The 25,403-nt window shown below is 70.8% G+C and carries 21 protein-coding genes; 5 read left to right on the top strand and 16 right to left on the bottom strand.

All coding sequences use genetic code 11. From position 1 onward, the window contains the following. Nucleotides 1–109: 109 nt before the first annotated feature. From purH to sucC, 5 genes are all read right to left on the bottom strand, one after another. Nucleotides 110–1,753, bottom strand: coding sequence for a bifunctional phosphoribosylaminoimidazolecarboxamide formyltransferase/IMP cyclohydrolase (gene purH / locus ACZZY9_RS10650; RefSeq protein WP_463464039.1), 1,644 nt, complete (start codon nt 1,751–1,753; stop codon nt 110–112). Then, nucleotides 1,750–2,343 (bottom strand): phosphoribosylglycinamide formyltransferase, encoded by a 594-nt coding sequence (gene purN, locus ACZZY9_RS10645; RefSeq protein WP_463464038.1) that lies wholly within the window; start codon nt 2,341–2,343, stop codon nt 1,750–1,752. Before purN ends, purH begins: the two co-directional genes overlap by 4 nt. A gap of 73 nt (nt 2,344–2,416) precedes the next feature. Next, on the bottom strand, nt 2,417–4,039 hold the full coding sequence (locus tag ACZZY9_RS10640) for a cell division protein PerM (protein ID WP_463464037.1): 1,623 nt from the start codon (nt 4,037–4,039) through the stop codon (nt 2,417–2,419). A 155-nt stretch (nt 4,040–4,194) separates the two neighbouring features. Further along, complete coding sequence (sucD, locus tag ACZZY9_RS10635) at nt 4,195–5,082, bottom strand: succinate--CoA ligase subunit alpha (RefSeq protein WP_192061089.1); 888 nt, start codon at nt 5,080–5,082, stop codon at nt 4,195–4,197. A gap of 15 nt (nt 5,083–5,097) precedes the next feature. Next, nucleotides 5,098–6,261 carry an ADP-forming succinate--CoA ligase subunit beta gene (gene sucC / locus ACZZY9_RS10630; protein ID WP_192061088.1) on the bottom strand — a complete coding sequence of 388 codons (1,164 nt, stop codon included), beginning with the start codon at nt 6,259–6,261 and terminating at the stop codon, nt 5,098–5,100. Nucleotides 6,262–6,500: 239 nt separating this feature from the next. On the opposite strand from sucC, the gene ACZZY9_RS10625 reads away from it, so the two are divergent. From ACZZY9_RS10625 to ACZZY9_RS10615, 3 genes are all read left to right on the top strand, one after another. Then, the gene (locus ACZZY9_RS10625) at nt 6,501–6,911 is read left to right on the top strand and encodes an ester cyclase (RefSeq protein WP_243214540.1); all 411 of its coding nucleotides are present in this window, start codon (nt 6,501–6,503) and stop codon (nt 6,909–6,911) included. A 44-nt stretch (nt 6,912–6,955) separates the two neighbouring features. Next, nucleotides 6,956–7,189 carry a hypothetical protein gene (locus tag ACZZY9_RS10620; protein ID WP_192061086.1) on the top strand — a complete coding sequence of 78 codons (234 nt, stop codon included), beginning with the start codon at nt 6,956–6,958 and terminating at the stop codon, nt 7,187–7,189. A 169-nt stretch (nt 7,190–7,358) separates the two neighbouring features. Continuing rightward, nucleotides 7,359–9,326, top strand: a complete 1,968-nt coding sequence (locus tag ACZZY9_RS10615; RefSeq protein ID WP_463464036.1) for a thioester domain-containing protein — start codon at nt 7,359–7,361, stop codon at nt 9,324–9,326. A gap of 99 nt (nt 9,327–9,425) precedes the next feature. Here ACZZY9_RS10615 and ACZZY9_RS10610 read toward each other — a convergent pair whose 3' ends face one another. The 7 genes from ACZZY9_RS10610 to ACZZY9_RS10580 form a co-directional block, all read right to left on the bottom strand. Continuing rightward, complete coding sequence (locus tag ACZZY9_RS10610; RefSeq protein ID WP_463464035.1) at nt 9,426–13,868, bottom strand: FtsK/SpoIIIE domain-containing protein; 4,443 nt, start codon at nt 13,866–13,868, stop codon at nt 9,426–9,428. After that, complete coding sequence (locus tag ACZZY9_RS10605) at nt 13,865–14,458, bottom strand: hypothetical protein (protein ID WP_463464034.1); 594 nt, start codon at nt 14,456–14,458, stop codon at nt 13,865–13,867. Before ACZZY9_RS10605 ends, ACZZY9_RS10610 begins: the two co-directional genes overlap by 4 nt. Nucleotides 14,459–14,505: 47 nt before the next feature. Continuing rightward, nucleotides 14,506–15,171, bottom strand: a complete 666-nt coding sequence (locus ACZZY9_RS10600) for a hypothetical protein (RefSeq protein ID WP_463464033.1) — start codon at nt 15,169–15,171, stop codon at nt 14,506–14,508. Continuing rightward, complete coding sequence (locus tag ACZZY9_RS10595) at nt 15,168–15,446, bottom strand: hypothetical protein (RefSeq protein WP_463464032.1); 279 nt, start codon at nt 15,444–15,446, stop codon at nt 15,168–15,170. Before ACZZY9_RS10595 ends, ACZZY9_RS10600 begins: the two co-directional genes overlap by 4 nt. A 239-nt stretch (nt 15,447–15,685) precedes the next feature. Beyond that, on the bottom strand, nt 15,686–16,924 hold the full coding sequence (locus tag ACZZY9_RS10590) for a putative T7SS-secreted protein (protein WP_463464031.1): 1,239 nt from the start codon (nt 16,922–16,924) through the stop codon (nt 15,686–15,688). Continuing rightward, nucleotides 16,924–17,217, bottom strand: coding sequence for a hypothetical protein (locus tag ACZZY9_RS10585; RefSeq protein WP_463464030.1), 294 nt, complete (start codon nt 17,215–17,217; stop codon nt 16,924–16,926). The genes ACZZY9_RS10590 and ACZZY9_RS10585 overlap by 1 nt, the downstream gene beginning before the upstream one ends. Before the next feature lie 67 nt (nt 17,218–17,284). After that, a complete protein-coding gene (locus tag ACZZY9_RS10580) occupies nt 17,285–17,578 on the bottom strand; it encodes a WXG100 family type VII secretion target (RefSeq protein WP_192061078.1) in 294 nt (97 codons plus the stop codon). 151 nt (nt 17,579–17,729) lie between these two features. On the opposite strand from ACZZY9_RS10580, the gene ACZZY9_RS10575 reads away from it, so the two are divergent. After that, on the top strand, nt 17,730–18,431 hold the full coding sequence (locus tag ACZZY9_RS10575; protein WP_463464029.1) for an FHA domain-containing protein: 702 nt from the start codon (nt 17,730–17,732) through the stop codon (nt 18,429–18,431). Here ACZZY9_RS10575 and ACZZY9_RS10570 read toward each other — a convergent pair. Both ACZZY9_RS10570 and ACZZY9_RS10565 read right to left on the bottom strand, forming a co-directional pair. Continuing rightward, entirely contained in the window at nt 18,418–20,856 is a 2,439-nt protein-coding gene (locus ACZZY9_RS10570; protein WP_463464028.1) for an ATP-dependent helicase, read from the bottom strand. The genes ACZZY9_RS10575 and ACZZY9_RS10570 overlap by 14 nt on opposite strands. A gap of 103 nt (nt 20,857–20,959) precedes the next feature. Then, complete coding sequence (locus ACZZY9_RS10565) at nt 20,960–21,946, bottom strand: glycerophosphodiester phosphodiesterase family protein (protein ID WP_463464027.1); 987 nt, start codon at nt 21,944–21,946, stop codon at nt 20,960–20,962. A gap of 206 nt (nt 21,947–22,152) precedes the next feature. On the opposite strand from ACZZY9_RS10565, the gene ACZZY9_RS10560 reads away from it, so the two are divergent. Next, complete coding sequence (locus tag ACZZY9_RS10560; protein WP_192061074.1) at nt 22,153–22,998, top strand: Bax inhibitor-1/YccA family protein; 846 nt, start codon at nt 22,153–22,155, stop codon at nt 22,996–22,998. 313 nt (nt 22,999–23,311) lie between these two features. On the opposite strand, the gene guaA is transcribed toward ACZZY9_RS10560, so the two are convergent. Both guaA and ACZZY9_RS10550 read right to left on the bottom strand, forming a co-directional pair. Next, nucleotides 23,312–24,898 carry a glutamine-hydrolyzing GMP synthase gene (gene guaA / locus ACZZY9_RS10555; RefSeq protein WP_463464026.1) on the bottom strand — a complete coding sequence of 529 codons (1,587 nt, stop codon included), beginning with the start codon at nt 24,896–24,898 and terminating at the stop codon, nt 23,312–23,314. Next, a complete protein-coding gene (locus tag ACZZY9_RS10550; protein ID WP_192061072.1) occupies nt 24,895–25,359 on the bottom strand; it encodes a DUF3817 domain-containing protein in 465 nt (154 codons plus the stop codon). The genes guaA and ACZZY9_RS10550 overlap by 4 nt, the downstream gene beginning before the upstream one ends. Between the last annotated feature and the right edge of the window lie 44 nt (nt 25,360–25,403).

Here is a 25,403-nt window from a genome sequence, read left to right as displayed (position 1 = left end):
CCCCCGCCGCAAGACCGGTTGGTTCGGATCGCGACGGGGGCGTGGGGCGAGGCCCGGGAGCCCGAGGCGCCGAGCGCGCTCGGAACTCTCTGAGCCCTCGGGGCACGTCTCAGTGGAAGAAGTGACGCTCTCCCGTGAAGTACATGGTGACGCCCGCGGCCGTGGCGGCCGCGACGACCTCGTCGTCGCGGATCGAGCCGCCGGGCTGCACGACGGCCCGGACACCGGCGTCGAGCAGCACCTGGAGCCCGTCGGCGAAGGGGAAGAACGCGTCGGACGCGGCCACCGACCCCGTCGCGCGCTCGCCGGCGCGATCGACGGCGAGGTGGCACGAGTCGACCCGGTTGACCTGCCCCATGCCGACGCCGACCGACGCGCCGCCGGAGGCGAGCAGGATCGCGTTCGACTTGACGGCGCGAGAGGCCTTCCAGGCGAACTCGAGATCGGCGCGCGTGGCCGCGTCGGCCTCGTCGCCGGCGACCAGCGTCCAGCCCTTCGACGAGAACCCGCTGAACCCGTCGGCGTCCTGCACGAGGAGGCCGCCCGAGATCTGCTTGACCTCGCGGTCGTCGCGCGAGTAGTCGGCGGGCAGCGTCAGCAGACGGATGTTCTTCTTCGCGCTGAGGATCTCGACGGCCTCGGCGTCGAAGCCGGGGGCGATGACCACCTCGGTGAAGATGTCGCGCACGGTCTCGGCCATGGCACGCGTGACGGGCCGGTTGGCGGCGATGACGCCCCCGAACGCCGACACGGGGTCGCAGGCGTGCGCCCGCCGGTGCGCGTCGGCGATGGCGTCGACGGCGCCCGGCGAGGCCACGGCGATACCGCACGGGTTCGCGTGCTTGATGATCGCGACGGCGGGCTCGTCGAAGTCGTAGGCGGCCCGCAGCGCCGCGTCGGCGTCGACGTAGTTGTTGTACGACATCTCCTTGCCGTGCAGCTGCTCGGCCTGAGCGATGCCCTGCGCACCCGGGGTGGCGTAGATCGCGGCGGACTGGTGCGAGTTCTCGCCGTAGCGGAGGGTGTGCTGCAGCTCGGCCGAGACGGTGACCGTGGGGGCGAAGCCGACCCGCGCCTCCTCGGCTCCGGCTGTCGCGTCTGCCGTCGCAGAGTCGGCGTCGTGGCCGACGTTCGCGGCGAAGTAGGCCGCGACGGCCGTGTCGTACGAGGCCGTGTGGGCGAACGCCTCGCCCGCGAGACGCTGCCGCTGCAGGAGGGTCGTTCCACCGGATGCGAGCGCGTCGACGATCTGCGGGTAGTTCGTCGGCGAGACGACGATCGCGACGTTCGCGTGGTTCTTCGCGGCGGCCCGCACCATCGCCGGCCCGCCGATGTCGACGTTCTCGATCACCGTGGGCACGTCGGCGCCCGAGGCGACCGTCTCGACGAACGGGTAGAGGTTCACGACGACGAGTTCGAACGCCGCGATGTCGAGCTCGGCGAGCTGCGCCTCGTGCGACTCGAGCCGCAGATCGGCGAGGATGCCCGCGTGCACGGCAGGGTGCAGGGTCTTGACCCGCCCGTCGAGCGACTCGGGGAACCCGGTCACGGCGCTGACGTCGGTGACCTCGTGCCCCGCGTCGCGGATGGTGGAGGCCGTCGAGCCGGTCGACACGATCTCGACGCCCGCGCCGGCGAGCGCCCCCGCCAGGTCGAGCAGGCCGCTCTTGTCGCTGACGCTGATGAGCGCCCGCCTGACGGGCACGGTGTCGCGGTCTCGGTAGAGGCTGGGGTCGATGGCGTGGCCGCTCATGCGGTGGACTCCTGTTCGAGGTCGATCGTTCCGTTGGCGATGTCGAGCACGGTCTGCACGAGCAGTCCGCGCTCGACGAGCTTGATGCGGTCGTGCAGCGACGACTCGTCGTCGCCGGGCAGCACGGGGATGCGCTGCTGAGCCAGGATCGGGCCGCTGTCGACGCCGTCGTCGACGACGATGACGCTCGCACCGGTCTGATCGACACCGGCGGCGAGGGCGTCGCGGACCCCGTGCGCCCCGGGGAACTCGGGCAGATAGGCGGGGTGCGTGTTGATCAGGTTCGGCGCGAGGGCCTTGACGACACGGGGCGGCACGAGTCGCATGAAGCCGCTCAGCACCACCAGGTCGGGCTGCCACTGCCGCACCTGCGAGAGCAGTTCGTCGCCCCAGGCCTCGCGGTCGGCGAAGCTCGAGAACGGCACCGTGAAGGTCGGCACCCCGAAGTGGTCGGCATGCTCGAGCCCGTCGGCGTCGCGATCGGCCCCGACGGCGACGACGCGCGCCGGGTACTCGGCGTCGTGTGCGGCTTCGAGCAGTGCCCGGAGGTTCGATCCGCCACCGGAGATGAGCACCACGAGCTTCAGCACGCGGCAAGCCTAGCGTGGCGGCTCGCGGCACCCCGCGGCGCCCGGCGGTGCCCGGGTCGAACCCGGCGAGGGGTCAGCGGGTGATGCCGTCGATCCGGCCCGTGACGTCGGGATCGTCGCCGCGGTCGTCGCGGTCGCCGTCGCGATCAGCACCATCGCCGTCGGGGTCGGGCTCGTCTCCGCCGCGGTCGCGGTCACCCCGTGAGCCGGCGACCATGGCGTCGTCGGCGACGGTCTCGGTCTCGTCGCCTGATACGGACCCGGGCGCGAGGACGCTCGTGCCGGTGCCGGTCGCCGTCGCCGCGCCTCCTGCGGTCTCGCCGGGACGTGGCGTGCCGAACTCGCGAGGTGCGCGCGCCGCCTCGTCTGCAGAGCGGCCCGCGGACCCGGCGCCGCGCGACGACGCAGCCGCCGCCGTAGACCCCGCATCGCGTGCGCCCCCCGAGGAGGCGCGGGTCGGCAGACCCCCGCCCGTCACGAACCGAGGCGGCGTCACGATCATGGCCAGGACGGCGGGTACGGCGACCTCGAGCGCGGTGAAGCCGCCGACCGCCCAGGGGTTGGGCCCGACGTCGACGAGGCGCCCCGGCCCGGCGGACCCGGCCGACGCCCACGCCGCCGCCCCGAGCGCGACACCGGCCACGACGCCGGCGGTCACCCCGACGAGCACCCGCCGCAGGGTGTCGTCGACACCGGCCGCGGAGAGGGCTGCCTGCAGTCTCGGGCGCAGCAGCGTCGTGACGACGTAGGCGGCCACGACGGGAACGAGCAGCCCGACGAACGCGAAGGGGAGATCGGCGGTCGGCAACGCGCCGAAGAACGGCAGAGCCGGCAGCGGCCCGACGGAGGTGCCGAGGGGCGAGATGCCCGACCCGGTGCCGAGGGCGAACCCGGGGCCGACGAGCCACGAGGCGGCCCAGACCACGATGTTCGGCAGCAGGGCCAGCTGGCCGATCGTCAGCGCGAGGCCACCGAGCAGACCCCCGTGGGCGCCTTCGTACAACGTGATGATCTGCGCGAAGTGCGTGAGCAGCAGCAGGGCGACGACGACCGCCGCGCAGGCGACCACGACGGACGCGATGGCGACGCCGGCCCGCAGCCCCCCGGCTGCGACGAGGCGGGCGACGAGCGGTGCGCGGACGACGAGGCGGGTGACGGAGGAGGCGATCGCGCCGGGGTCTTCTCCGCGGCGACGGCGGGTGATCTCGGCCATCGCGAGCACGGGCACGGCGTAGACGAGCGGCGGCAGCACGACGGCCTGCCACAGCGACGGCGAGGCGAGCTCGTGCTGGGCGGTGGCGGCCAGGCCCGTCGACAGCAGCGCGAAGGTGCCGATCGTCGTCAGCAGGCCGACCACGCGGTGCTCGGTCTCGGCGATCGCACGACCGGCGCGGACGCCGAAGAACACCGTCAGGGCCGAGAACCCGAGGGCCGCGATGGTCAGGTGGATGGGAGCGTCGGCCCCGGCGACCCCCGTCGCCTCGGCGGCGGCACCGCCCAGTCTCAGGGTCACGTCGACCCCGTGCCCCACGAGCCAGGTGTCGATCGAGGCGCGCCAGAAGATGATCCAGTCGAGCTGCAGTCCGTACTGGAACGCCCAGAGCAGGCTGGTGATCGCGACCGGCAGCCCCACGCCGATGCCGACGACGAGCAGGGCTTCGAGCGCGGCGAAGGCGGCGGTTGCAGGGCGGTTCATCGAGGTCGACTGTACCGGCAGCCCCCGACGCTCTCCGAGCGCCTCGCCCTGAGCGCTCGCCCTGGCCGGACGCCGAACGGGCGTGTCCGTCGGCTCCGGGTCATGACGACCACCCGGTCTCGACGGACACGCCCGTTCAGGAGGCGCGGGTCGCCCTACAGAGCCGCGTACACCTCGCGCAGGAGTGCGGCGGTCTCGCTCGGCGTCTTGCCGACCTTGACCCCGGCGGCCTCCAGGGCCTCCTTCTTCGCCTGAGCCGTGCCGGCCGAGCCGGACACGATGGCGCCGGCGTGACCCATGGTCTTGCCCTCGGGGGCGGTGAACCCGGCCACGTAGCCGACGACCGGCTTGGTGACGTGCGCCTTGATGTACTCGGCGGCCCGCTCTTCGGCGTCGCCGCCGATCTCGCCGATCATGACGATCGCCTTCGTGTCGGGGTCGGCCTCGAACGCCTCGAGGGCGTCGATGTGCGTCGTGCCGATGACCGGGTCGCCGCCGATGCCGATGGCGGTCGAGAAGCCCAGGTCGCGCAGCTCGAACATCATCTGGTACGTCAGGGTGCCCGACTTCGAGACGAGCCCGATGGGGCCTGCGCCCGAGATGGAGGCCGGGGTGATGCCGACGAGCGACTCGCCGGGCGTGATGATGCCGGGGCAGTTCGGTCCGATGATGCGGGTCGCGCCGCCCTTCGACTTGGCCAGCGCCCAGAACTCGGCGGCGTCTTGCACGGGGATGCCCTCGGTGATGACGACCACGAGCGGCACGGCGGCCTCGATGGCCTCCACGACGGCGTCCTTGGCGAAGGCCGGGGGCACGAAGACGATCGAGACGTCGGCGCCGGTCTCGGCGACGGCCTCGGCGACGGTGCCGAACACGGGCAGCTCGACGTCGCCGTGCGTCACGGTGGTGCCGGCCTTGCGGGCGTTGACCCCGCCGACGACCTGGGTGCCGGCCTTGAGCATGAGAGCGGTGTGCTTCGTGCCCTCACCGCCGGTGATGCCCTGGACGATGACCTTGCTGTCTTTGTTGAGGAAGATCGACATTGTTCTGTTCAGTCCTTACTTCGAAGCCAGCTCGGCGGCCTTGTCGGCAGCCTCGTCCATGGTCGCGACGACGGTGACCAGCGGGTGCGCCGCCTCCGCCAGGATCCGTCGACCCTCGTCGACGTTGTTGCCGTCCAGGCGGACCACGAGCGGCTTGGTGGCCGTGTCGCCGAGGATGCCGAGGGCGGCGACGATGCCGTTGGCGACCGCGTCGCAGGCCGTGATGCCGCCGAAGACGTTGACGAAGACGCTCTTGACCTGGGCGTCGCCGAGGATGACGTCGAGACCCGCGGCCATGACCTCGGCGCTCGCTCCGCCGCCGATGTCGAGGAAGTTAGCGGGCTTGACGCCGCCGTGCGCCTCGCCGGCGTAGGCGACGACGTCGAGGGTCGACATGACGAGACCGGCGCCGTTGCCGATGATGCCGACCTCGCCGTCGAGCTTCACGTAGTTGAGGCCGGCGGCCTTGGCCTTGGCCTCGAGGGGGTCGGCCGCATCGGCGTCTTCGAGCTCGGCGTGGCCGGGGTGACGGAAGTCGGCGTTCTCGTCGATCGAGACCTTGCCGTCGAGGGCGACGATGTCGCCCTGCTCGGTGAGAACGAGGGGGTTCACCTCGACGAGGGTCGCGTCTTCGCCCTCGTAGACGGCGTAGAGCTTGACGAGCACGGGGGCGACCTTCTCGATCAGCTCGGCGGGGAACCCACCGGCCTTCGCGATCTCGGTGGCCTTCGCCAGGTCGATGCCCGAGCGGGGGTCGACCTCGATGCGGGCCAGCGCGTCGGGCTTCTCGACGGCGAGCTGCTCGATCTCCATGCCGCCCTCGACGCTGCAGAGCGACAGGTACGAGCGGTTGGCCCGGTCGAGCAGCACCGAGAAGTAGAACTCCTGAGCGATCTGCGCGCCGCCGGCGATCATGACCCGCTTGACGACGTGGCCCTTGATGTCGAGCCCGAGGATGTCGCGCGCGGCGGCCTCGGCCTCGTCTGGGGTCTTGGCGACCTTGACGCCGCCGGCCTTGCCACGGCCACCCACCTTGACCTGCGCCTTGACGACGGTCACGCCGCCCAGCTTCTCGGACGCGGCCCGCGCCTCCTCAGGGGTGTCGGCCGTGATGCCGGGCAGCACGGGCACGCCGTACTGCTCGAACAGGTCTCTGGCCTGGTACTCGAAAAGATCCACGCTGTTCTTCCAATCCGCATCGCTGCGCCATTGCTTCGCTCGGTCGTGCCGACGTGTCGGCGGAGGCCGGTCGCCACCTGGTCGAACGGTCTGGACGTCGTGGCGACGAGCCCCGGTCAGCCTAGCGCCGAGCCCTGACGGGCACGTGAACCGTCGGGCGACCTGTGAGCACCCGCCCGTCCGTCGCTCTGGGGAGGAGTAGACGGGAGTCCAGACACGAGACAGGAACGGAGCCGACGATGGCGAAAGAGAAGAACATCAAGACCCAGGAGCTGATCGGCGAGATCCTCACCGCGCGGCAGGTCGATCGACTCGGTGAGGGATTCCACGCCGACGTCGTCGATCACGACCCCGCCCCGGGCGCACCGGCCGGCGTCGAGGGCATCAAGGCCTTCTGGGGTGAGTTCTTCACGGCCTTCCCCGACGTCGACCTCGCGGTGGAGACCCTCGTCGCTGACGACGAGCACGTCACCGCCGTCTTCACGATCTCGGGCACTCACACCGGTCCGTTCCAGGGGCATGAGCCGACGGGCAGGAGCTTCACCGTCCGCGGCATCCAGGTCGGCCGCTTCGACGACGACGGCATGCTCGTCGAGCGCTGGGGGGCCACCGACGAGGCGGGCCTGCAGCAGCAGCTCGGCCTCGCCTGACCACCGCCCCATCCGCATCCCGCGAACTCCCGAGAGGATCCATCATGAGCGACACCAGCAACCCCGCGGCTTCCGGCGAGAAGCCCTACGACCAGGCCGACGAGTTCGCCGAGTCCGAGCAGATCGCGACCAACGACGCCGTCGCCGGCGAGACGGTCTTCCCCGGCGTCGGCGAGGGCAATGACGGCCCGACCGGCGGCGCACCCCGTGAGGGATCGCCCGACGCGGCCGAGAACGACCTGGCCGACGAGGAGATCGACCTCGACGAGACCGACTGAGCGCGCCTCCTGAACCACCGGACGCCACCGCCGCCACCGCGCGACGGGGGCGTCCGTCGTTCCACAGCCTCCCCATCCGCGCCCTCCCCCGGCAGGCTCGCCCCGTCACGGTCCACAGGCCGAGGAGGCGCGGCGTCGGCACGCCCGCCCGTCCCGTCATCGTCGTCCCATGACATCCACGAACGCCCCCTCGCGGGCCCCACGAAGACGACTTCCGACCGCCCTCCTGCTGGTGCTGAGCATCCTCGGCGCCACGCTGCTCGGCGCTCTGCCCGCATCGGCGATCACCCCGACCGGACTGGGCACCGGCCATCTGTGGAACGGCGACCGGGCCTCGTGGCTCGGCACCTACCGACTGCCCGACGGGCGCCAGGCGTTCTGCCTGGAGGCCGGCAAGTCGTCGCCGATCGGCAACGAGTACGTCACCGAGACGGGTGCCGACGTCTTCGGGGTGTCGACCGCCGATCACGCCCGCCTCGCCTACATCGCACGCACCTGGGCCGGCACGAGCGACCCGAACACGGCGGCTGCGGGACAGCTGGCGGTCTGGACGATCACGGGGCTCAACGGGCACGACCAGCGCTACTACGCGGGCCGGGCGAACGACCAGTGGCCCGTGGTGCTGCAGCGGGCGAACGAGATGCTCGCCGAGGCGACCGCCGCCGCCTCGCGGTCGGTCGCCGGCACGGTGGCCCTCGACCTGCGCGACGACGGCACGGGGTCCGTCCGCGGCGATCTGACCGTCGACCGGGTGGCCGGCGGGCCGACCAGGCTCGGGCCCACGCACCGCGGCACGATCACGCTCGAGGGCGCCGTCTTCGCCGACGGCCGGCCGACGGCGACCCCCCGCAACGGCGAGACGCTGGCGTTCCGCACGACCGCGACGACCCCGGTCGTCACGGTGAAGGCGAAGGCGGAGTTCACGGGCCTCCCCTACGGGCGCATCATGACGGTCGGCAGCAGCGCCGTCGGCTCGCAGATGATCCTCTTCTCGGGAGGCACCTCGGTCGCCGCCGCCGGCAGCGCGTCGACCGAGTCGAGGTCGCCGCTCCCGTTCCAGCCCCGGGTGTCCACGATGACGAGCGATGCCGTCGCGGAGACGGGCACGGTGCTCACCGACCAGCTGACGCTCGCGGTCGAACCCGGCGACGGCCTGCTCGCCGAATGGGGGCGCTACGACGCGGGCGGCCGATGGGCGCCCGTCCCGATCACCGTGCGCAGCACGCTGATGGGCCCCTTCGCCGCACCCGTCGTCGAGAGCGCCGAGTGGCCGGACGACGCGCCGCGGGTGTGCGAAGTCGAACTCGTCATCACCGACGGACCGGGCACCTACGACACCCCGGGCTGCGAGCTGCCCTCGGGCGGCTACTACACCTGGGTCGAGACCATCGATCCGGCCGACACCCCGGCCGGCGCCGGGCGCGATCGGCTGCGCCCGTGGCGGTCGGTCTTCGGGGCTGCCACCGAGACGACGCTCGTCCCGTGGTCGCCGACCATCGCCACCGAGGTCGTCGGTCCGCAGCAGGTGCTCACGGGCACCTGCGTCAGCGACGCGCTCCTCGTCTCGGGGATGAACCCCGCCGTCGAGGCCTTCGACGTCGAGTCGTACCTCGTGGGGCCGTTCCCGGTCGAGCAGGTGCTCTCCGAAGGAGACGACGTCGGCCCGCTGGCGGACCTCGACCCCTCTCTGCTCGCGGGCCGTGTCGTCACGACGATCGACGGCGACGGACGGCACGAGTCGCCGTGCGTGTCGGTCGACGAACCGGGGACGTACGTGTTCGTCCTCACCTCGACAGGGTCGACACCCGACGAGTCGGGCCTGCAGGTCATCCCGGCCTTCGAGGACTCGCTCGTGTACGAGTCCGAGATGGTCTCGGTCGTCGCACCCGAGGTGCCCGAGATCCCCGAGGAGCCGATCACCCCGGCCGTCGTCGAGCCCGAACCGCAGCCGACACCCGAGACGGAGCTGGCCTTCACCGGCGGCCCCGACGGCATCCGGATCGCCGGTCTCGCCGCGGGGGTGGTGGGCACCGGACTGCTCCTGGTGCTGATCGCCCTCGTCGCGGGCCCCCTGCGTGGCCGAGCCCGGTCGCCCCTCGACCACGATGATCTCCCCGCGGTGGACGACGGGCGATGACACCCTGCTGAGACCGAGGGGCGGGCACCGAACGTCCGCCCCTCGACCGTCCGCCCCTCGACCCGCCCTCAGGCTCCGAATCCGACCGCAGCTCCCCCGTCATCCCCACGGGACCCGGACCTGCAGCAGCTCGCCTCCGCCCAGGTTCACGAGGGCGACACCGTGACGCAGGCGGGCCGCGAGCGAGCTCTTCGGCAGTGCCGCGCCGATCACGTCGCCGTCCACGGCCTGCTGCGGGCTGAGCACGGCTCCGCAGCGGTTCCGTCTGACGTCGACCAGCCAGCCGGAGAAACCCGAGCCCAGCTCGGACGACGTCCCCGCCACCACCAGTCCCTGACCCCGATCGGAGCACGACATGACGAACGACGACAGCCAGGCGGCAGCCGGTGCATCGCGGAGCAGCTCGGCGTCGTCCACGACGAGCACCCGCCGAGGAGGCGCGGTGTCGAACCACGACGCCAGCTCCTCCTCCCGAGGGCGGGCCCCGGTCACGACGGCGAGCACCCCGTGACCGGTCTCGAGCTCGCGGAGCGGCGACGGCCTGGGTGCCACGACCACGACCTCCGCGCCGCCGTCGACCAGAGACCGCACGACCGACAACAGCAGGGTGCTGCGCCCGCTGCGGCCCGGGCCGCCGACCATGAAGGTCCCCGCGCCCGTCGCGAGGTCGGGGCCGACGGCCTCGAGATCGTCGCCGCCGACGCCGACGAGCGCGAACATGCCGTCGCCGCCGGGTGCGGTCGAGCCGTGTCGACGACGACTCATGGCGTCGTCGTAACGGAGCGGCCCTTCGAGCCGGTCGAGGCGGAACGGTCGTCGGCCCGAGCCCGCGTCGCGGGTCGTCGCCTCCGCACCGATCCGTGTCAGGTCGTCGGCCTGGGCCTGTCCCGACGGGTCTCGACCGATGAGCGCGATCTGCAGCTCGACCCCGGTGCCGGCCACGACGCCTCTTCCCTCGGGCATCCGCTCGGGCATCCGTCGCATGTCGAGACCGGCGAGCGAGTAGTCGGAGGGGTCCGAGAGCCGGAGCACGATCTTGCGGTCGACGAGGGTGGAGAACCGTCCGGCGACGAGCTGACGGTCGCCGGTGACCATCACGTGGATCCCCGCGCTCGCCCCCTCCCGCAGCAGCTGCGTGACCTGCTCGGTGAGTCTCCCGCCGTCGAGATCCCCGAGCCCTCCGACGAAACCCTCCCAACGGTCGATCATCAGGACGATGTGCGGCAGCCGGTCGGACGGCTCGACGGCCCGGCGCTGCTCGACGACGCCGGCGTGCCCGCCGCCCGCCAGGACCTCCTGTCGCCGGAGGCACTCCCCCACGAGCCGCGAGAGGAGGCGCGCGGCTCGTTCGGTCTCGGTGCGTTGCACGATCGCGCCGACGTGCGGCAGCTTCACCATCGGCAGCAGCGCCCCGCTGCCGCAGTCCAGACCGTAGAGATGCACGTCGGCGGCCGACGCCCCGGAGGCGATCGAGGCGGCGAGCGCCCTCAGCACCTGCGACCGGCCGGTCCGCGGCGCCCCGACGATGTAGAGGTGGCCGTCGTGCTCGAGGTCGAACGTGGCGGGTCGGCGAGCTTGACTCGACGGGTGGTCCTCGAGTCCGAACGGGAACGCGGCGAGGCGGCCGCCGGCCGTCGGAGCGACGGCGTGCGCGCGGCGGATCTCGTCGAGGGTGATGGTCTCGGGCAGCGCGTCGAGCCAGGGGCGGTGCGGATCGGGGCGCCCGAGCCGTTCGACGGCCTCGGCGATGGCGGCGACCAGCTGCACGAGGTCGGTCTCGTCCGCGTCGACGACCCGCGCCTCCTGCGGGGGTGTCGGCAGCGGGCCGCCGATCGACGAGTCGGCGACGACGGCGCCCCAGAGAGGTCGTTCCGACACGGTCGCTGCTCCGGGGGCTCTGCCGCCGACCCTGCCTGCCTGGAAGGGCAGCAGGGCTCCGGCCCCGAGTCGGGCGAAGGCCCGCCCGGGGGTCGACTTCGAGATGGCGGCCGCGTCCCTGGCATCGATGACGTCGGTGCTCTCGGCGTCATCGGTCATGCGGAGGGCGATGCGCAGGTTGGTGTTGGCGCGGATGTCGCCGGTGACGACACCCGTCGGCCGCTGCGTCGCGAGGATGAGGTGCACCCCGAGCGACCGCCCCCGCTGGGCGATGTTCACGAGCCCCGTGACGAAGTCCGGCAGCTCGCGGGCGAGGCTCGCGAACTCGTCGATCACGATGACCAGGCGCGGCAGCACGACGGGTCGCGCGCTCCTGTCTCGCACCTCCAGGTAGTCCTCGATGTCCTTCGCGCCGGCTTCGGCGAGCAGATGCTCTCGTCGCAGCAGCTCGGCCCCGAGCGACTCGAGTGCCCGTTCGACGAGGTGGGGGTCGAGATCGGTGACGAGACCGACCGTGTGCGGCAGGGCCGCGAGGTCTCGGAAGGCCGCGCCGCCCTTGTAGTCGACGAGCACGAACGTCATCGAGTCGGGTGTGTTCGACGACGCGAGCGACGCGATGATGCTCTGCAGCAGCTCGGACTTGCCCGACCCGGTCGTCCCCGCCACGAGTCCATGCGGCCCGTCGGTGCGCAGGTCGAACGAGAAGCGTCCGTCGATGCCGTGGCCGACGACGACTTCGGTGGTGGGGCCTCGGGCGCTCCACCGCGCCTGGACCTTCGCCGCCGTGGGTTCGGTCAGGTCGAGGACGTCGAGGAGGCGCGATCGGGAGGGCAGACCGGCCGCGTCGTCCTCGTCCCCCACGTCGATCAACGGGGCGAGGCCTCGGGCCACGGCGTCGGCCCATCCGACCGGCAGACGGTCGGGGCGCACACGCTCGACGACGGGGGCGCGGTCGACCGCGACCGTGTGTCCCGTCGGAGAGCAGGTGACCACGGCGAGGCACTCCTCGGGCAGCGACCGGGCGTCGGCGTCGAGGCAGATGGAGAGGATGCCCACCGCCGGTCCGTCGCGGAGGAGGGGGACGAGCCCGGGCAGGGTGCGGAGCCGCCGCGCGCCGTCGATGACGACGACGACATCGGGGCCGGTGGCGACGGCCTGCCGACCGTGGCCCTGCCGCTCGACTCGGCGGCGGGCGTCGACGAGCTTGCCCAGGTCGGCGAGTCGGCCTGCCACACCCCCCGACTCGACCGCGAGGCGGATGGCCCGGTCTCCGCCCGCGTCGGTCCGCGCATGCGGCACCCATCGCAGCCATGCCCAGGCCTCGCGCCCTTCGGGGGCGGTGAGCACGACGATCTCGACGTCGCGGGGGCTCTGCAGCACGCCGAGCTGGGCGACGAACCAGGTGGCGAGCGCCCGGGTGTCGTCGGGTCGTCCGGCGAGGCCGACGACCCCGTGCTCGCCGAGTGCGATGCTCACGGGCACGTCGCGGGCCGGCCGCGACACGATCCGCCGGTGCTCCAGCTCGGCGGGGTCCTCGACCGTGACGCCGGAGGGCATGTCGGCGGTTCCGACCCGGAGGGAGAGGTGGTCGGCGTGACCGCGTCGCCGCTCCCACAGCCGGGAGCGGCGACGGATGGCGATGTCGAGGACCGTCGCCGGATCGGGCGCGGTGAGCCGCCGGTGGGCCTCGACCTGTCGGACGGCGGCGGAGGCGTCGTCCGCGATGGCGGCCTTCGTCGCCTCGTGCTCGGCGAGTCGACGTCGATGCGAGGTGCGGCCGTTTCGGCGGTCGTAGAGGTGGTTGCCGACGAGCACGACCGGCGACATGAGTCCGAAGGCCAGGAAGCCGAGATTGCCGAAGAGGCGCACCATCACGACGGCCATGATCAGGGGCGCGACGGCGGCGACGATGGGGAGCGGGCGACGTGCCGGGGGCTGCGGTTCTGGCGGGTAGCGGAACACCGTCGGCGGGTCGTCCGGCAGCAGTCGCGGCGGCCGGGCGTAGTCGACGTATCCGCCGCCGTCGGTCGGGCTGGTGGCCGCACGGGCGCCTCCCGCCCCCGACACCGCGAGCAGGGTCGCGCCGATCGTCACGATGCTGCTCTCGTCGAGGTCGGTGGGCGCGGTGATCCGACGCCGGTCGACGTACACGGACGCGAGACCGTCGGTCTCGGCGTCGGTCGAGTCGTCGGCGGTCGTGCTCGAACCGTCTTCCGTCGCCTGGGCCGGCGTGATGCTGAAGCGCCCGGCCCCGTCGAGTGTCAGGGCGGCCGCGAGAGGAGGCGCGAGAGGGTCGTCGAGGACGACCGTCGACCCGCTGCCCCGCCCGATGACGACGACTCCGGGGTCGACGACGAAGACCGTGCCCGCCCCCGGTCCGCCCACGATGCGGACGGTGGGCAGGTCGTCCGGTACCCGCGGGACGCTCGGCGGCGCTCCGAAGCTGATCACCGCGCCGTCGACGATCGCCCCCTCCTCGACGGTGCGGCGCGGGTCGACCGGCTCGCCGTCGACGTGGATGTGCTGCGTTTCGGCCGCGTCGACGCCGAGGCGGCTCGCGGCGTGCCCGACGATCGCCGCCAGGGTGGTGCCTGGCTCCGCCTCCCAGACGAAGTCGGTGGTCTGCTGAGACGGTTCGTGTCTGACGGTGGCGCTGATCCTCACTCGGCGGGCACCACGCTGATGCCCTGGACGAAGTCGTCGCTGAACGCGACGAGCGTGCTCGTCTGCTCGGGAGGTCCGATGTGGAGGGTGACTCGGAGGTCGTAGGGCTCGACACGGAACGAGTAGACGACGGCCGCCTCGAGCGCGCCCTCGTGCTCGGCGAAGCGGACTCCGCGCCACCCGTCGCCGAGGTCGGGAGTCGAGAATGCTTCGAGGAGGGGCGGCTCGATCTGGTCCAGATCGGTCTCGAGCACGAGCTGCCGCAACGTGGTCTCCCGTTCTCCGTCGCAGAATCCGTACTGCACCCGGAGCGGCCCCGCCAGCTCGTCGATCGACGGGGCGAAGAGGTAGTGCGACTCGCCCTCGCGAGGGATCTGCGCCAGATGCTCGAGGACCCGGCGCAGGTGCTTGAGCCCGGAACGGGTCACTGAAGCGGATCGTCCTCGGATGTCGTGGAGCGTGGTGTCGACCCACGACTGGGCTGTCGCGTGCTCCTGGAAGGGCCAGCTCTGGGGCAGGGCGACCCAGAGCAAGGGGTCGTAGCCCATGAGCACGTCGTGGGTGTCGCCGTTGGTGTCGACGTCGGTCATGCCGGTTCTCCTTGCGGGGTCGTGAGTCGTTCGGTGCGGCGAACCGGTCACGCTGTGGCCCGGTCCGTGATGGTGCTGCCGTCCTGGTCTCGCCACCGGATGCTCTCGACGATCGCGACCAGGAGGTCGGAGAGGGCGTCTGCGATGCTCCCATCCGGGTCTTCGACGGCCTCGTGGTCGTCGCTGCCCACGGTGGCGACGACGACGAAGAGATGTGAGGCGAGACCGTGGATGCGGCTGAGCGTCGTCCTGCGGCGCAGGACGGTGACGGTCCTCTCCAGGCGCGGAGGGGCGACGACGTCGCCGCCGTCCGTCCAGAAGACGGCCGGCTCTCCGGCGACCGCCGTGATCGATCCGCTGTGCCTGGCGGCCTGCGCCATGAGCGTGTCGTCCGGGTCCGTGCCGTCTGGCACGTCCGCCACCCCGCACGTGATGGTGGCCGAGATGCGGGTGCCCGGCCAGGTGCCTGCGAGGACGTAGCTGTCGAGCAACCGCAATCCGCTCTGCGTCGGAGGGATGACGTCGAGTAGCGGGCGAGCCTGCCTCCGGAAGTCGCGCTCGTCGTCACCCTCCAGCCCGAGTTGACCGACGACCTCGGCGAGAGCGGTGTCGGCTGACCACGACCCGCCCACATGGACGAATCCCGCCGGCAGCACGAGCGAATACGACCGCGCCGCGCCACTCACCGAGCGATGCACGAACGCCCGGCTCATGCCTCGACCGCCTGTTCACGCCGCCGCTCGGCCCGCTCCCGCACGCTCCGGACCACCGCCGCCGCGAACCCGACCACGGAGCACAAGCCCATGACCGCCGCGAAGTAGATGACGTATGTCGGCCACCCCTCCGCGTAGTCGAAAATCACCGAATAGTGCACCAGCGCCAAGGCGCTCGCTCCCCAAATGAAGGGGATCAAGTAGGGATGAGCATTCAAGGGGCCATCCTTTGGGCCGACGAAGAGCATTAGCAGACCGACGACGACGATCACCATCGATGGCAGAAAAATCCAGCCTGGAGCGACGAAGGGTGGCCAGTCAGGGGACGGGTCAAAAACCCTTGACCCGCTACTTCTTCTTCCGTCCTGCTTCCAACCAAGCGATAGAACGGTATACGAAAGGTAAATACCTTGGGCTATAAGAACAGTGCTTGGAGCCATGAAATATAGGAAGATCTGGAAAGGAACCCACCTAGAAGGGAGTTCCCTCGAGTCAAATGCCAGCGAGTACCCTCTCACCACTTCGCTCCCCCAATGACCCTTGGAGGAAATCGGTGCTTGAGCGCATCAAAGGCACCCATCTGGTCGGCGGTGGCAACCCCGTAGTTGGATACCTGCACGAGGCGCATAGCTTGCAACCGGGCCAAAACCGTTGCGACCACCCGTGGATCGTCCAGAACTCCTGGAATCGTCGCAGGCCTTATGAATCGCGCTATTTGCGCACCTAACGGGTCACCTAGCGATAGGAGCAGATTCTTATTCATGATCCCCGGATCTGCACGGGCCCACATGTGTTTCACCCAGGCTTGGGCAAGAGGGGCGTCAAAACCAGCACGAGTAATTTGGTCGACACGGGACGATTTGAGTGCATTGACACCACTTACTGCACTCTTGCCGAGAACGGCACCAGTACCAAACGAGGCGACGGAGAACAAGGCGACGGCGACGTCTACCCAGGAACCCGTTCCAGCTAACGCCCTCGCCGCAGTCGCCACCAAGACGATGACGGCAATCCCCGCAACTAGCACGCCGGCTAGCGGAACGAGCGGCGCCAGCAGCAATAATGCAACGCTGACGAACTCGAGGCCTTCAAGGAGTACCGAGATCCAGGCGTCGTTGTCTTCCATCCAGGTCTGGAAGCCGTCGTAGGCGACGCCGACGGCGCCGCCGATGTCGTCGAAGACCGAGTCGCGCAGGCCGTCGCCGCTCGCGCCGTCGAAACGCGAGATCGCGACGGTCGCCGCTGCCGCGACCTCGGCATGCGCCTCGTCGACCACCCGCCCGAGATCGATCACGCGCCTCCTCGCGTCGTCGCTTCTCGACCGGTGCAGCCGCTCTTGGTCTTCCAACCACTGCTTCGACAGCTCGTCGGGCTCGAGCATCGCCTCCCCGCGGAATCTCTCCGCCTGTCGATGATTCAACTCGTGGTCGTCGACCGCGGACTCGTACTGACGGAGAGCACGATCCGCGGACTCCTGCGCCACGGACAGCACCCGCGCATAGGCCACCAGAGCATCACCCGCGGCCTCGTAGCGCCCCTCCGCACGACCCATCTGCTCGGCGAGCACGCCCGCCTTCGCCAAGAACGCATCGACCGCGTCACTCGACGACCCGCCGTCGTCCAGCGCCCGCAGCGACCGTGCCGCCGACCGGATCGACTCGGCCGTCGATCCGAACCGGTCGGCCATCATCACGACCCGGCCCGCATCGCCCGACACCGGCGCCACCGGCATCGCCCACAACTCGCCCGCCATCAGCGGCGCCCCGCCAACTGGCCGGCCAGCTGGTTCTCGACCTCGGAGAAGCCGTCGGCCAACGCCCCGGCCGAACGCCCGAGGTCGCCGAGCGACTCGGAGAGGCCGCGCCTCACGTCGTTCCACTCGGTCGAGAACGACCTCACGCGTTCTGCGAGGCCCGCGTGCCCGCAGGCGTCGGCGGCCTCGTCCGCCGAACCGTCCGCCGTCTCGAGCTCTCTCTTGATCACGGTCAGTGTCGAGAACAGCGCCTCGAGCGAACTGCCGCGAACCGTCAGGGTCGATCGCCCCATGCCGGTCTCCTCTCGTCAGAGTGGCCGCCCCGGCCGTGTCGGGGCGGCCACGGGGTGGTCGGTCGGGTCAGCCCAGGCTGCTGGCGAGCTGCGCGTCGGTGCTCTCGAGCGCGTTGGCGGCGCTCTCGAGGAACCCGGCCAGGCCCTCGAGCGCGGCGATCGTCGTCGTCGCACCGGTCGTGAACTCGGAGTAGGTCGAGTCGAACGCCTTGGACGACTTGTCGGTCACGTAGCCCGACGAGACGAGGTTCGCGATCTGCGACTTCAGCTGCCCGAGCTGGTCTTCGATGGCCCGCTGGCCGTTGCGGAGCTGCGTGGACTGGGTACGGAGGTCGTCGTAGGTGACGGTGACGTTTGCCATGAGTGATCTCTCTCGGTCGGAGCCGCCCCGGCTGGGCGACGGACTCCAATATGTCACATAGGGTAAGTAGACCGTTTTGTTTTCCACAGAGGAGTCTCGAGTGCGTTCCGGTCGAGGGAAGAACACGAAGAGCCGGCGCAGGGGATCCCCGGTGACGCCGACCGACCTCCTCACCCCCGAGAGCGCAGCGCGACTGCGCGAGCAGGGCCTGCTCTCGCGCGTCGTCCGGCTGCCCTACCTTCCGCTGGAGACGACGGCGACGCCGGGCCTCGCGCAGATGTCGGCCAGCGCCCCGGTGTCGACACCGGTCCCGACTCCGACCCCGGCTCCAGCCCCGCTCTCGACCTCCGCGCGACAGCCGGATCCCTCGACCCCCTCCCCCGCACCACGGCCGGCGGCACCCACGCCCGCCGCCGCCCCTCAGCCCGTCGACGACCTCGACACGACGCTGCTCCGCCCCCGCCACCTTGATCTCGAGCTGCCCGATGGCTCGCGAGTGCAGATCGGAGGGCGACCGATCGTGATCGGGAGGCGTCCGACGGGGGCGACCGGCGACGAACTGGTCGCGATCGACGACCCGACGCGATCGATCTCCCGTCGCCACCTCCGCGTCATGGCCCGCCCCGACGGGTCGGTCTGGGCGGAGGACCTCGACTCCGGCAACGGTACGCTCCTCGAGCGGGGCGGCGAGAGCGTATCGGCGCTGGTCCCGGCGGTGCCGGTGAAGATCGTCAGTCGCGATGTGCTCGTGCTGGGCGAGCACCGGGTCCGTGTCGTCCGCCGACCACCCGGCCCTCTGCCTCAGACCTCGACGCGAGGGCCGGCGGACTCGGCGGTGATCAGACCTTCGTGATCGGTGCGACCTTGATCAGCAGCTTCTTGCGACCCGCCGAGTCGAACAGCACCTCGGCGATGCGGCGAGCGCCGACCCCCGTGACCGCCATGACGCGACCCTCGCCGAAGTCGATGTGCGAGATGCGGTCGCCCGTCTCGAGTTCGAGGTCGCCGTTGTCGCGCACCGTGCCCGTGACCCGGTTGGCCCACTCGGTCTTCGGCTTCGTCTTCGAGGCCGCCGTCGCCCGGTCGTAGCTGCCGCCGCCGTACCCGCCGGAAGCGCGGGGCGTGCCCCCGAGACCGCCCCCGCCGCCTGCACCCTCGCGTCGTGCGTTGAGCGCCCGCGGCTGCGTGCCGCCGCGACCGTTCGCCATGCCGGGCGACTGCTTCCAGTCGATGAGCTCGACGGGGATCTCTTGCAGATAGCGCGACGGCATCGCCACGTTGACCTCGCCGAACTGCGCGCGGGTCATCGCCAGCGAGATGAACAGTTTCTGCCGCGCCCGCGTGATGCCCACGTAGAACAGACGCCGCTCTTCGGCCGGCCCACCCGGCTCGCTCGCCGACATGCGGTGCGGCAGGAGGTCTTCTTCGACACCGGTGAGGAACACCGCCTCGTACTCGAGCCCCTTCGCGGTGTGCAGCGTCATCAGCGACACCGTGCCGCTCGTGTCGTCGAGGTCGTCGGCCGCCGCGACGAGGGTGACCTCGGTGAGGAAGTCGAGCAGCGTGCCGTCGGGGTTGTTCTTCTGGAACTCTTTCGTGACCGCTACGAGCTCGTCGATGTTCTCGGCTCGGGCCTCGTCTTGCGGGTCGCGCGACGCCCGCAGCACCTCGACCAGACCGCTGCCCTCGATCAGCGCCGTGAGGATCTCGTGCACCGGGGCCGTCGCCGCGGTCTTCTGCACCTCGTCGAGAAGGGTCGCCAGCCCGCGGATCGCCCCGGTGACCTTGGGGCCGAGCCCCAGCTGGTCGGCGTTGCGCATCGCGTCGCGGAGCGGGGTCGGCGCCTCGGCCGCGTTCGTGTCGGCCCACCGCTGCAACGCGGTCTCGGTCGCCGGGCCGATGCCGCGCTTGGGAACGTTCATGATGCGACGCAGCGCCATCGGATCGGCGGGGTTCGCGACCGAGATCAGGTACGCCATCGCGTCTTTGATCTCGGCGCGCTCGTAGAACTTCGTGCCGCCGAGCACCCGGTAGGGGATGGCCGATCGGATGAAGATCTCTTCGAGCGCTCGCGTCTGCGAGTTGGTGCGGTAGAACACGGCGACGTCTTTGTAGGCCGTGCCCGCCTCGTGCAGCGCCGCGATCTCGTCGGCGACGAACTGCGCCTCGTCGTGACCGGTGTACCCGGTGAAGCCGACGATCTTCTCGCCCGCCCCCACCGTGGTGAACAGGCTCTTGGCCTGACGGTCGAAGTTGTTGGCGATGACGGCGTTCGCCGCGTCGAGGATGTTCTGGGTCGAGCGGTAGTTCTGCTCGAGCAGGATGACCTTCGAGTTGGGGAAGTCGCGCTCGAACTCGACGATGTTGCGGATGTCGGCGCCGCGGAACGCGTAGATCGACTGGTCGCTGTCGCCGACCACCGTCAACGACGCCCCGGGGATCCGCCCGCTGCCGTCGCGCATCGTCTGCACGAACTGCCCGCCGCGCTCGAGCTCGTCGACCAGCTCGGGATCGACCGGCCGGGTCAGCTCACGGATCAGCGCGTACTGGGCGTGGTTCGTGTCTTGGTACTCGTCGACCAGGATGTGCCGGAACCGCCGCTGATACGTCGCCGCCACATGCGGGAACGCCCGGAACAGGAACACCGTCTGCGCGATGAGGTCGTCGAAGTCGAAGGCGTTCGCCCGCTGCAGCTCGCGGGTGTACTGGCGGAAGATCTCGAGGAACATCACGTCTTGCGGGTCGCCCGCGTTGACTTGGCGCGCGTACGTCTCGACGTCGGTCAGCTCGTTCTTCAGCTTCGAGATCTTGCCGGACGCCTGGCTGACGGTGAACCCGAGGGTGTCGGCGTCGAGCTGCTTGAGGATGCGCTTGAGCAGGGCCCGCGAGTCGGCCGAGTCGTAGATCGTGAACGACTTCGTGAAGCCGAACTGCTCGGCCTCGCGCCGCAGGATGCGCACGCACGCCGAGTGGAACGTCGAGATCCACATGCCCTCGCCGGCCTGCCCGACCAGGTGGGCCACGCGCTCGCGCATCTCGGCCGCGGCCTTGTTGGTGAACGTGATGGCGAGGATCTGACTCGGCCAGGCCTCGCGCGACGAGATGAGCCCGGCGATGCGGCGGGTCAGCACGCTCGTCTTGCCCGAGCCCGCGCCCGCCACGATCAGCAGCGACTGCCCGCGGTACTCGACCGCTTCTTTCTGCTGGGGGTTGAGCCCGGCCGTCAAGGGGTCGCCGGCGGCACCGGTGGGGTCTGAGGGGTCGAGCACGATCGTCATGTCCGGGTCAGTCTAAACGGGGCCACCGACAGTGGGGCCGAGGAGGTGCGGTGCAGGGGGACGGGCACCGCGCCTCCTCGGCTCCCCGGCCTCGGTCGGCCGCTCAGAGCACGTCGCGGACGGCGATCGCGAGCTCGGGCTGGTCGGCGAAGACCCCGTCGAGACCGAGGGTCATCAGGGCACGGAACTCGTCGGCGTGGTGCCCCTGCGCCGCACGCCCGCCCGGGCCCCGGTGCGCCTTCGACAGGAAGGCGTTCTCGGCCCGCAGCGTCCAGGCGAAGACCTGCAGCCCCGCGGCGTGCGCCCGGTCGACGACCCGGGGGTCGGTCGACCCGTCGGCGTCGATCAGGGTCGTCTTGTCGAGGCTGATGCCGTGCAGACCGTCGGCCGCGAGGCCCGCGAGCGACGCCTCGTCGAGCTGCTCGGCGTAGGTCGGCGCGGCCGAGCCCAGACTCGCGACGAGGTCGGCCGCCGCCCCGCGCTTCTCGAGCAGGTAGACGTAGCGCGCGCCGACGCCCCGGGCCCGCACCTGGTCGAGCACGGTCCGCTCGAAGCTCTCGATCGTGAGGCGCTCGTCGCCCGCCCAGCCCGCCGCCCGCAGCTCGTCGGCCACGAGCGAGTCGAGCGGCAGCCCGATCGACTCGAAGTAGGCGGCGTGCTTGATCTCGGCGACCAGCCCGACGGGCCGGTCAGCGGCATCGAGGAGGCGCAGCAGATCGGACAGGCGGAGCATGCGTCCCGTCCCGTCGTGCTCGGCGCTGCGCGGACGCAACTCGGGCAGCCGCTCGCGCACGGTCAGGGTCGAGAGCTCGGCCCAGGTGAGATCCTCGGTGAACCAGCCCGTGACGTCGGCGCCCTCGATGCGCTTCGTCGTGCGGCGATCCGCGAACTCGGGGCGGTCGGCGACGTCGGTCGTGCCCGAGATCTCGTTCTCGTGCCGGAGGACGAGCACCCCGTCGCGGCTGGCCACGATGTCGGGCTCGATCGCGTCGGCTCCGAGCTCGACGGCCAGGCGGTACGCGGCCTCGGAGTGCTCGGGGCGGTAGCCGCTGGCTCCGCGGTGGGCGATGACGAGCGGGACGGGGGTCACGCGGCCACGGTAGCGCGCCTCCCTCGACGTCCCGGTCGCTTCCGACCGTCGCCGCGTGAACGGTGCACGAACTGCATGTTCGCTCGGCGCGAATACGGCTCTCATCAGGCGTATCCCCAGCCATCCGAGACAAACCAACCGTTACGGTTGACCAACGGTCGACGAGTCCCTCGGCGGCCGACACGATCACCAAGACAAGGATCCTGATGGCATTCTCGAATCCCGGCTTCAGTCAGTCGCCGGCCTTCTCTGAGAAGGGCGCTGCCGTGATCCGGCAGCAGCAGGCCGGCGCCGCTGCTGGCCAGCGCCCCGTCGAGTACGACGGCATGACCGCCGAGCAGCTGCAGAACCTCTACACGCAGCCCTCGGCCGGCCCGTCGCAGACCGACCGCATGACCTACGAAGACACCATCACGAAGACGCTGCTCGCCTTCGCGGTCGTGCTCGTCGGCGCCGCGGTCGGCTGGTTCGTCCCGGCGCTCGCGATCGTCGGCGCCATCGCCGGCTTCGTGCTCGCGCTGGTCAACATCTTCAAGAAGAAGCCGTCGGCCGGTCTCGTGCTCGCCTACTCAGCCGCCCAGGGTCTCTTCGTCGGTGGCATCTCGGTGATCTTCGAGAACCAGTTCGACGGCATCGTCACCCAGGCGCTGCTCGGCACGGCCGCCGTGTTCACCGTCACCCTGCTGCTCTTCAAGAGCGGCAAGGTGCGTGCGTCGAAGCGCGCCACGAAGATCTTCATGATCGGCATGGTCAGCTACGGCCTCTTCTCGCTGCTCAACCTCGGTCTCATGGCCTTCGGCGCGAACAACAACCCGTGGGGTCTCCGCGGCGGCGAGATCTTCGGCATCCCGATCGGGTTCCTCATCGGCATCGTCGTCATCCTGATGGCCGCGTACTCGCTGGTGCTCGACTTCGACCAGATCAAGACGGGCGTCGAGCGCGGCGCCCCGCGCATCTACGGCTGGTCGGCCGCCTTCGGCATCGTCATGACCGTGATCTGGCTCTACGTCGAGATCCTGCGCATGCTCGCGATCCTGCGGGGCAACGACTAGGCGACACGGCTGCACCCACGGCGGGGCTCGTTCCGAGAGGAGCGGGCCCCGCTTTCGCGTGAGTCGTGCGGGAACGCGCGGGGCTCGTGTGTGGCGCTCACCCCGTCATCGAGTGGTCAGAAGATGTCGTTCCAGGGCCCACGAAGAGCATCTTCTGACCACTCGAGCCGAGCGGCACGCCCGTCCCGGCACGCCCGCCCCGGCACGGGACGCGCCACGGGGGCCACACGGGAGACGCCCCTCACGCGAACGTGAGGGGCGTCTCCGGGCCGGTCGGACGCGACCGGTCAGACCATGAGAGCGACGTCGCGCGTCACTCCCACTCGATGGTGCCCGGCGGCTTCGACGTGACGTCGAGCACGACGCGGTTGACGCCGTCGACCTCGTTCGTGATGCGGTTCGAGATGCGGGCCAGCACGTCGTACGGCAGGCGGGTCCAGTCGGCCGTCATCGCGTCTTCGGACGACACCGGGCGCAGCACGATCGGGTGACCGTAGGTGCGGCCGTCGCCCTGCACGCCCACCGAGCGGACGTCGGCGAGCAGCACCACGGGGCACTGCCAGATCTCGTCGTCCAGACCGGCGGCCGTCAGCTCGGCGCGGGCGATCGCATCGGCTGCGCGGAGCAGCTCGAGACGCTCGTGCGTCACCTCGCCGACGATGCGGATGCCGAGACCGGGCCCGGGGAACGGCTGGCGACCGACGATGACCTCGGGCAGACCGAGCTCACGGCCGATGGCGCGGACCTCGTCTTTGAAGAGCGTGCGCAGCGGCTCGACGAGCTCGAACTGCAGGTCTTCGGGGAGGCCGCCGACGTTGTGGTGACTCTTGATGTTGGCCGTACCCGTGCCTCCACCGCTCTCGACCACATCGGGGTAGAGCGTGCCCTGCACGAGGAACTTCACGTCGGACTCGCCCTCGGCCGCCGCCTCGAGCACGAGCGCCTCGGCAGCGCCCTCGAAGCTGCGGATGAACTCGCGGCCGATGATCTTGCGCTTCTGCTCGGGGTCGGTGACCCCGGCCAGCGCGTCGAGGAACTGCTGCTCGGCGTCGACCGTGACGAGACGCACACCGGTCGAGGCGACGTAGTCCTCTTCGACCTGACGACGCTCGTCGGCACGGAGCAGACCGTGGTCGACGAACACGCAGATCAGCTGATCGCCGACGGCCTCGTGCACGATCGCCGCGGCCACGGCCGAGTCGACCCCGCCCGACAGCCCGCAGATGACGCGCGACGTGCCGACCTGCGCACGGATGCGCTCGACCTGCTCGGCGATGACGTTGCCGCTGTTCCAGTCGGCGGGGATGCCCGCGGCCCGGTGCAGGAAGTTCTCGAGCACGGCCTGACCGAACGACGAGTGCTTGACCTCGGGGTGCCACTGCACGCCGTAGAGCTTGCGGGCGTCGCTGGAGAACGCCGCGACCGGGGTCGAGGCGCTCGAGGCGAGCACGTCGAAGCCCTCGGGGGCCTTCGAGACCGAGTCGCCGTGGCTCATCCACGTGGTCTGCTCGAGCGGCTGACCCGAGAGCAGCGTGCTCTCGCCCGGCACGAGGGTGACGTCGGTCGCGCCGTACTCGCGCTGACCCGTCTGCGAGACCTCGCCGCCGAGCGCCTTCGCCATGGCCTGGAACCCGTAGCAGATGCCCAGCACGGGCACGTCGAGGTCGAGGATCGCGGGGTCGAGACCCGGTGCGCCCTCTTCGTAGACGCTCGACGGGCCACCGCTCAGGACGATGCCGACGGGGTTCTTCGCCACGATCTCGGCGGCGGTGATCGTGTGCGGCACGATCTCGGAGTAGACGTTGGCCTCGCGCACGCGTCGGGCGATCAGCTGCGCGTACTGCGCACCGAAGTCGACGACGAGCACGGGGCTCTGGGCGGTCTCGGTGGCTTCTGTCACGCGGATGCTCCCTGGGGCTTCGGGGTGGTCTGATCGGGTCGAGCCGCCTTGTCGGCGACGAGCGCGGCGTGCTCGCGCAGCGCCAGCTTGGTCATGTGGCTCTCGACGAAGAACGAGAGCAGAGGCACGACGCCGCCGAGCGCGATGATGAGGAACCGCGAGAACGGCCACCGCATGAGGCTCCAGAGACGGAAGTCGGCGAAGAGGTAGACGACGTAGAGCCAGCCGTGGGCGATGAGGATCGCCGTCGACAGGTTGAACCCGGTCGTGATGGACCCCTCGGGCACGAGGAACCCGCCCTCGCCGCCGAGCTGCATCTCGAGCTGGAGGGGCGTGTACTTGAACACCATCTCGAAGATGAGCAGCAGGAGCATCACGCCGGTGATGTACGCCGAGACGCGGTAGAACTTGACCGCACCCGGGATCTTCGGGATGTCGCGTTGCCGGGGCTTGGGAGGCATGGCGTCGATTCTACTCGGGGGCGACCGGCCCGAGAGTCGCCGAG

The sequence above is a fragment of the Frigoribacterium sp. AC394 genome, assembly GCF_979258095.1.
Note: the sequence above shows the minus strand (reverse complement) of the source record. Positions and strands in the feature narration are given on the sequence as shown.

Bases quoted from the DNA above. Each gene is read 5' to 3' on its own strand.
- ACZZY9_RS10590 (WP_463464031.1), bottom strand. From the start codon at position 16,924: ATGGCGGGCGAGTTGTGGGCGATGCCGGTGGCGCCGGTGTCGGGCGAT.
- ACZZY9_RS10570 (WP_463464028.1), bottom strand. From the start codon at position 20,856: ATGACGATCGTGCTCGACCCCTCAGACCCCACCGGTGCCGCCGGCGAC.
- ACZZY9_RS10595 (WP_463464032.1), bottom strand. From the start codon at position 15,446: ATGGTGATCGTCGTCGTCGGTCTGCTAATGCTCTTCGTCGGCCCAAAG.
- ACZZY9_RS10600 (WP_463464033.1), bottom strand. From the start codon at position 15,171: ATGAGCCGGGCGTTCGTGCATCGCTCGGTGAGTGGCGCGGCGCGGTCG.
- ACZZY9_RS10585 (WP_463464030.1), bottom strand. From the start codon at position 17,217: ATGGGGCGATCGACCCTGACGGTTCGCGGCAGTTCGCTCGAGGCGCTG.
- ACZZY9_RS10560 (WP_192061074.1), top strand. From the start codon at position 22,153: ATGGCATTCTCGAATCCCGGCTTCAGTCAGTCGCCGGCCTTCTCTGAG.
- ACZZY9_RS10620 (WP_192061086.1), top strand. From the start codon at position 6,956: ATGAGCGACACCAGCAACCCCGCGGCTTCCGGCGAGAAGCCCTACGAC.
- ACZZY9_RS10615 (WP_463464036.1), top strand. From the start codon at position 7,359: ATGACATCCACGAACGCCCCCTCGCGGGCCCCACGAAGACGACTTCCG.
- ACZZY9_RS10605 (WP_463464034.1), bottom strand. From the start codon at position 14,458: ATGACCGACGTCGACACCAACGGCGACACCCACGACGTGCTCATGGGC.
- ACZZY9_RS10580 (WP_192061078.1), bottom strand. From the start codon at position 17,578: ATGGCAAACGTCACCGTCACCTACGACGACCTCCGTACCCAGTCCACG.
- purH (WP_463464039.1), bottom strand. From the start codon at position 1,753: ATGAGCGGCCACGCCATCGACCCCAGCCTCTACCGAGACCGCGACACC.
- sucD (WP_192061089.1), bottom strand. From the start codon at position 5,082: ATGTCGATCTTCCTCAACAAAGACAGCAAGGTCATCGTCCAGGGCATC.
- ACZZY9_RS10550 (WP_192061072.1), bottom strand. From the start codon at position 25,359: ATGCCTCCCAAGCCCCGGCAACGCGACATCCCGAAGATCCCGGGTGCG.
- ACZZY9_RS10625 (WP_243214540.1), top strand. From the start codon at position 6,501: ATGGCGAAAGAGAAGAACATCAAGACCCAGGAGCTGATCGGCGAGATC.
- ACZZY9_RS10640 (WP_463464037.1), bottom strand. From the start codon at position 4,039: ATGAACCGCCCTGCAACCGCCGCCTTCGCCGCGCTCGAAGCCCTGCTC.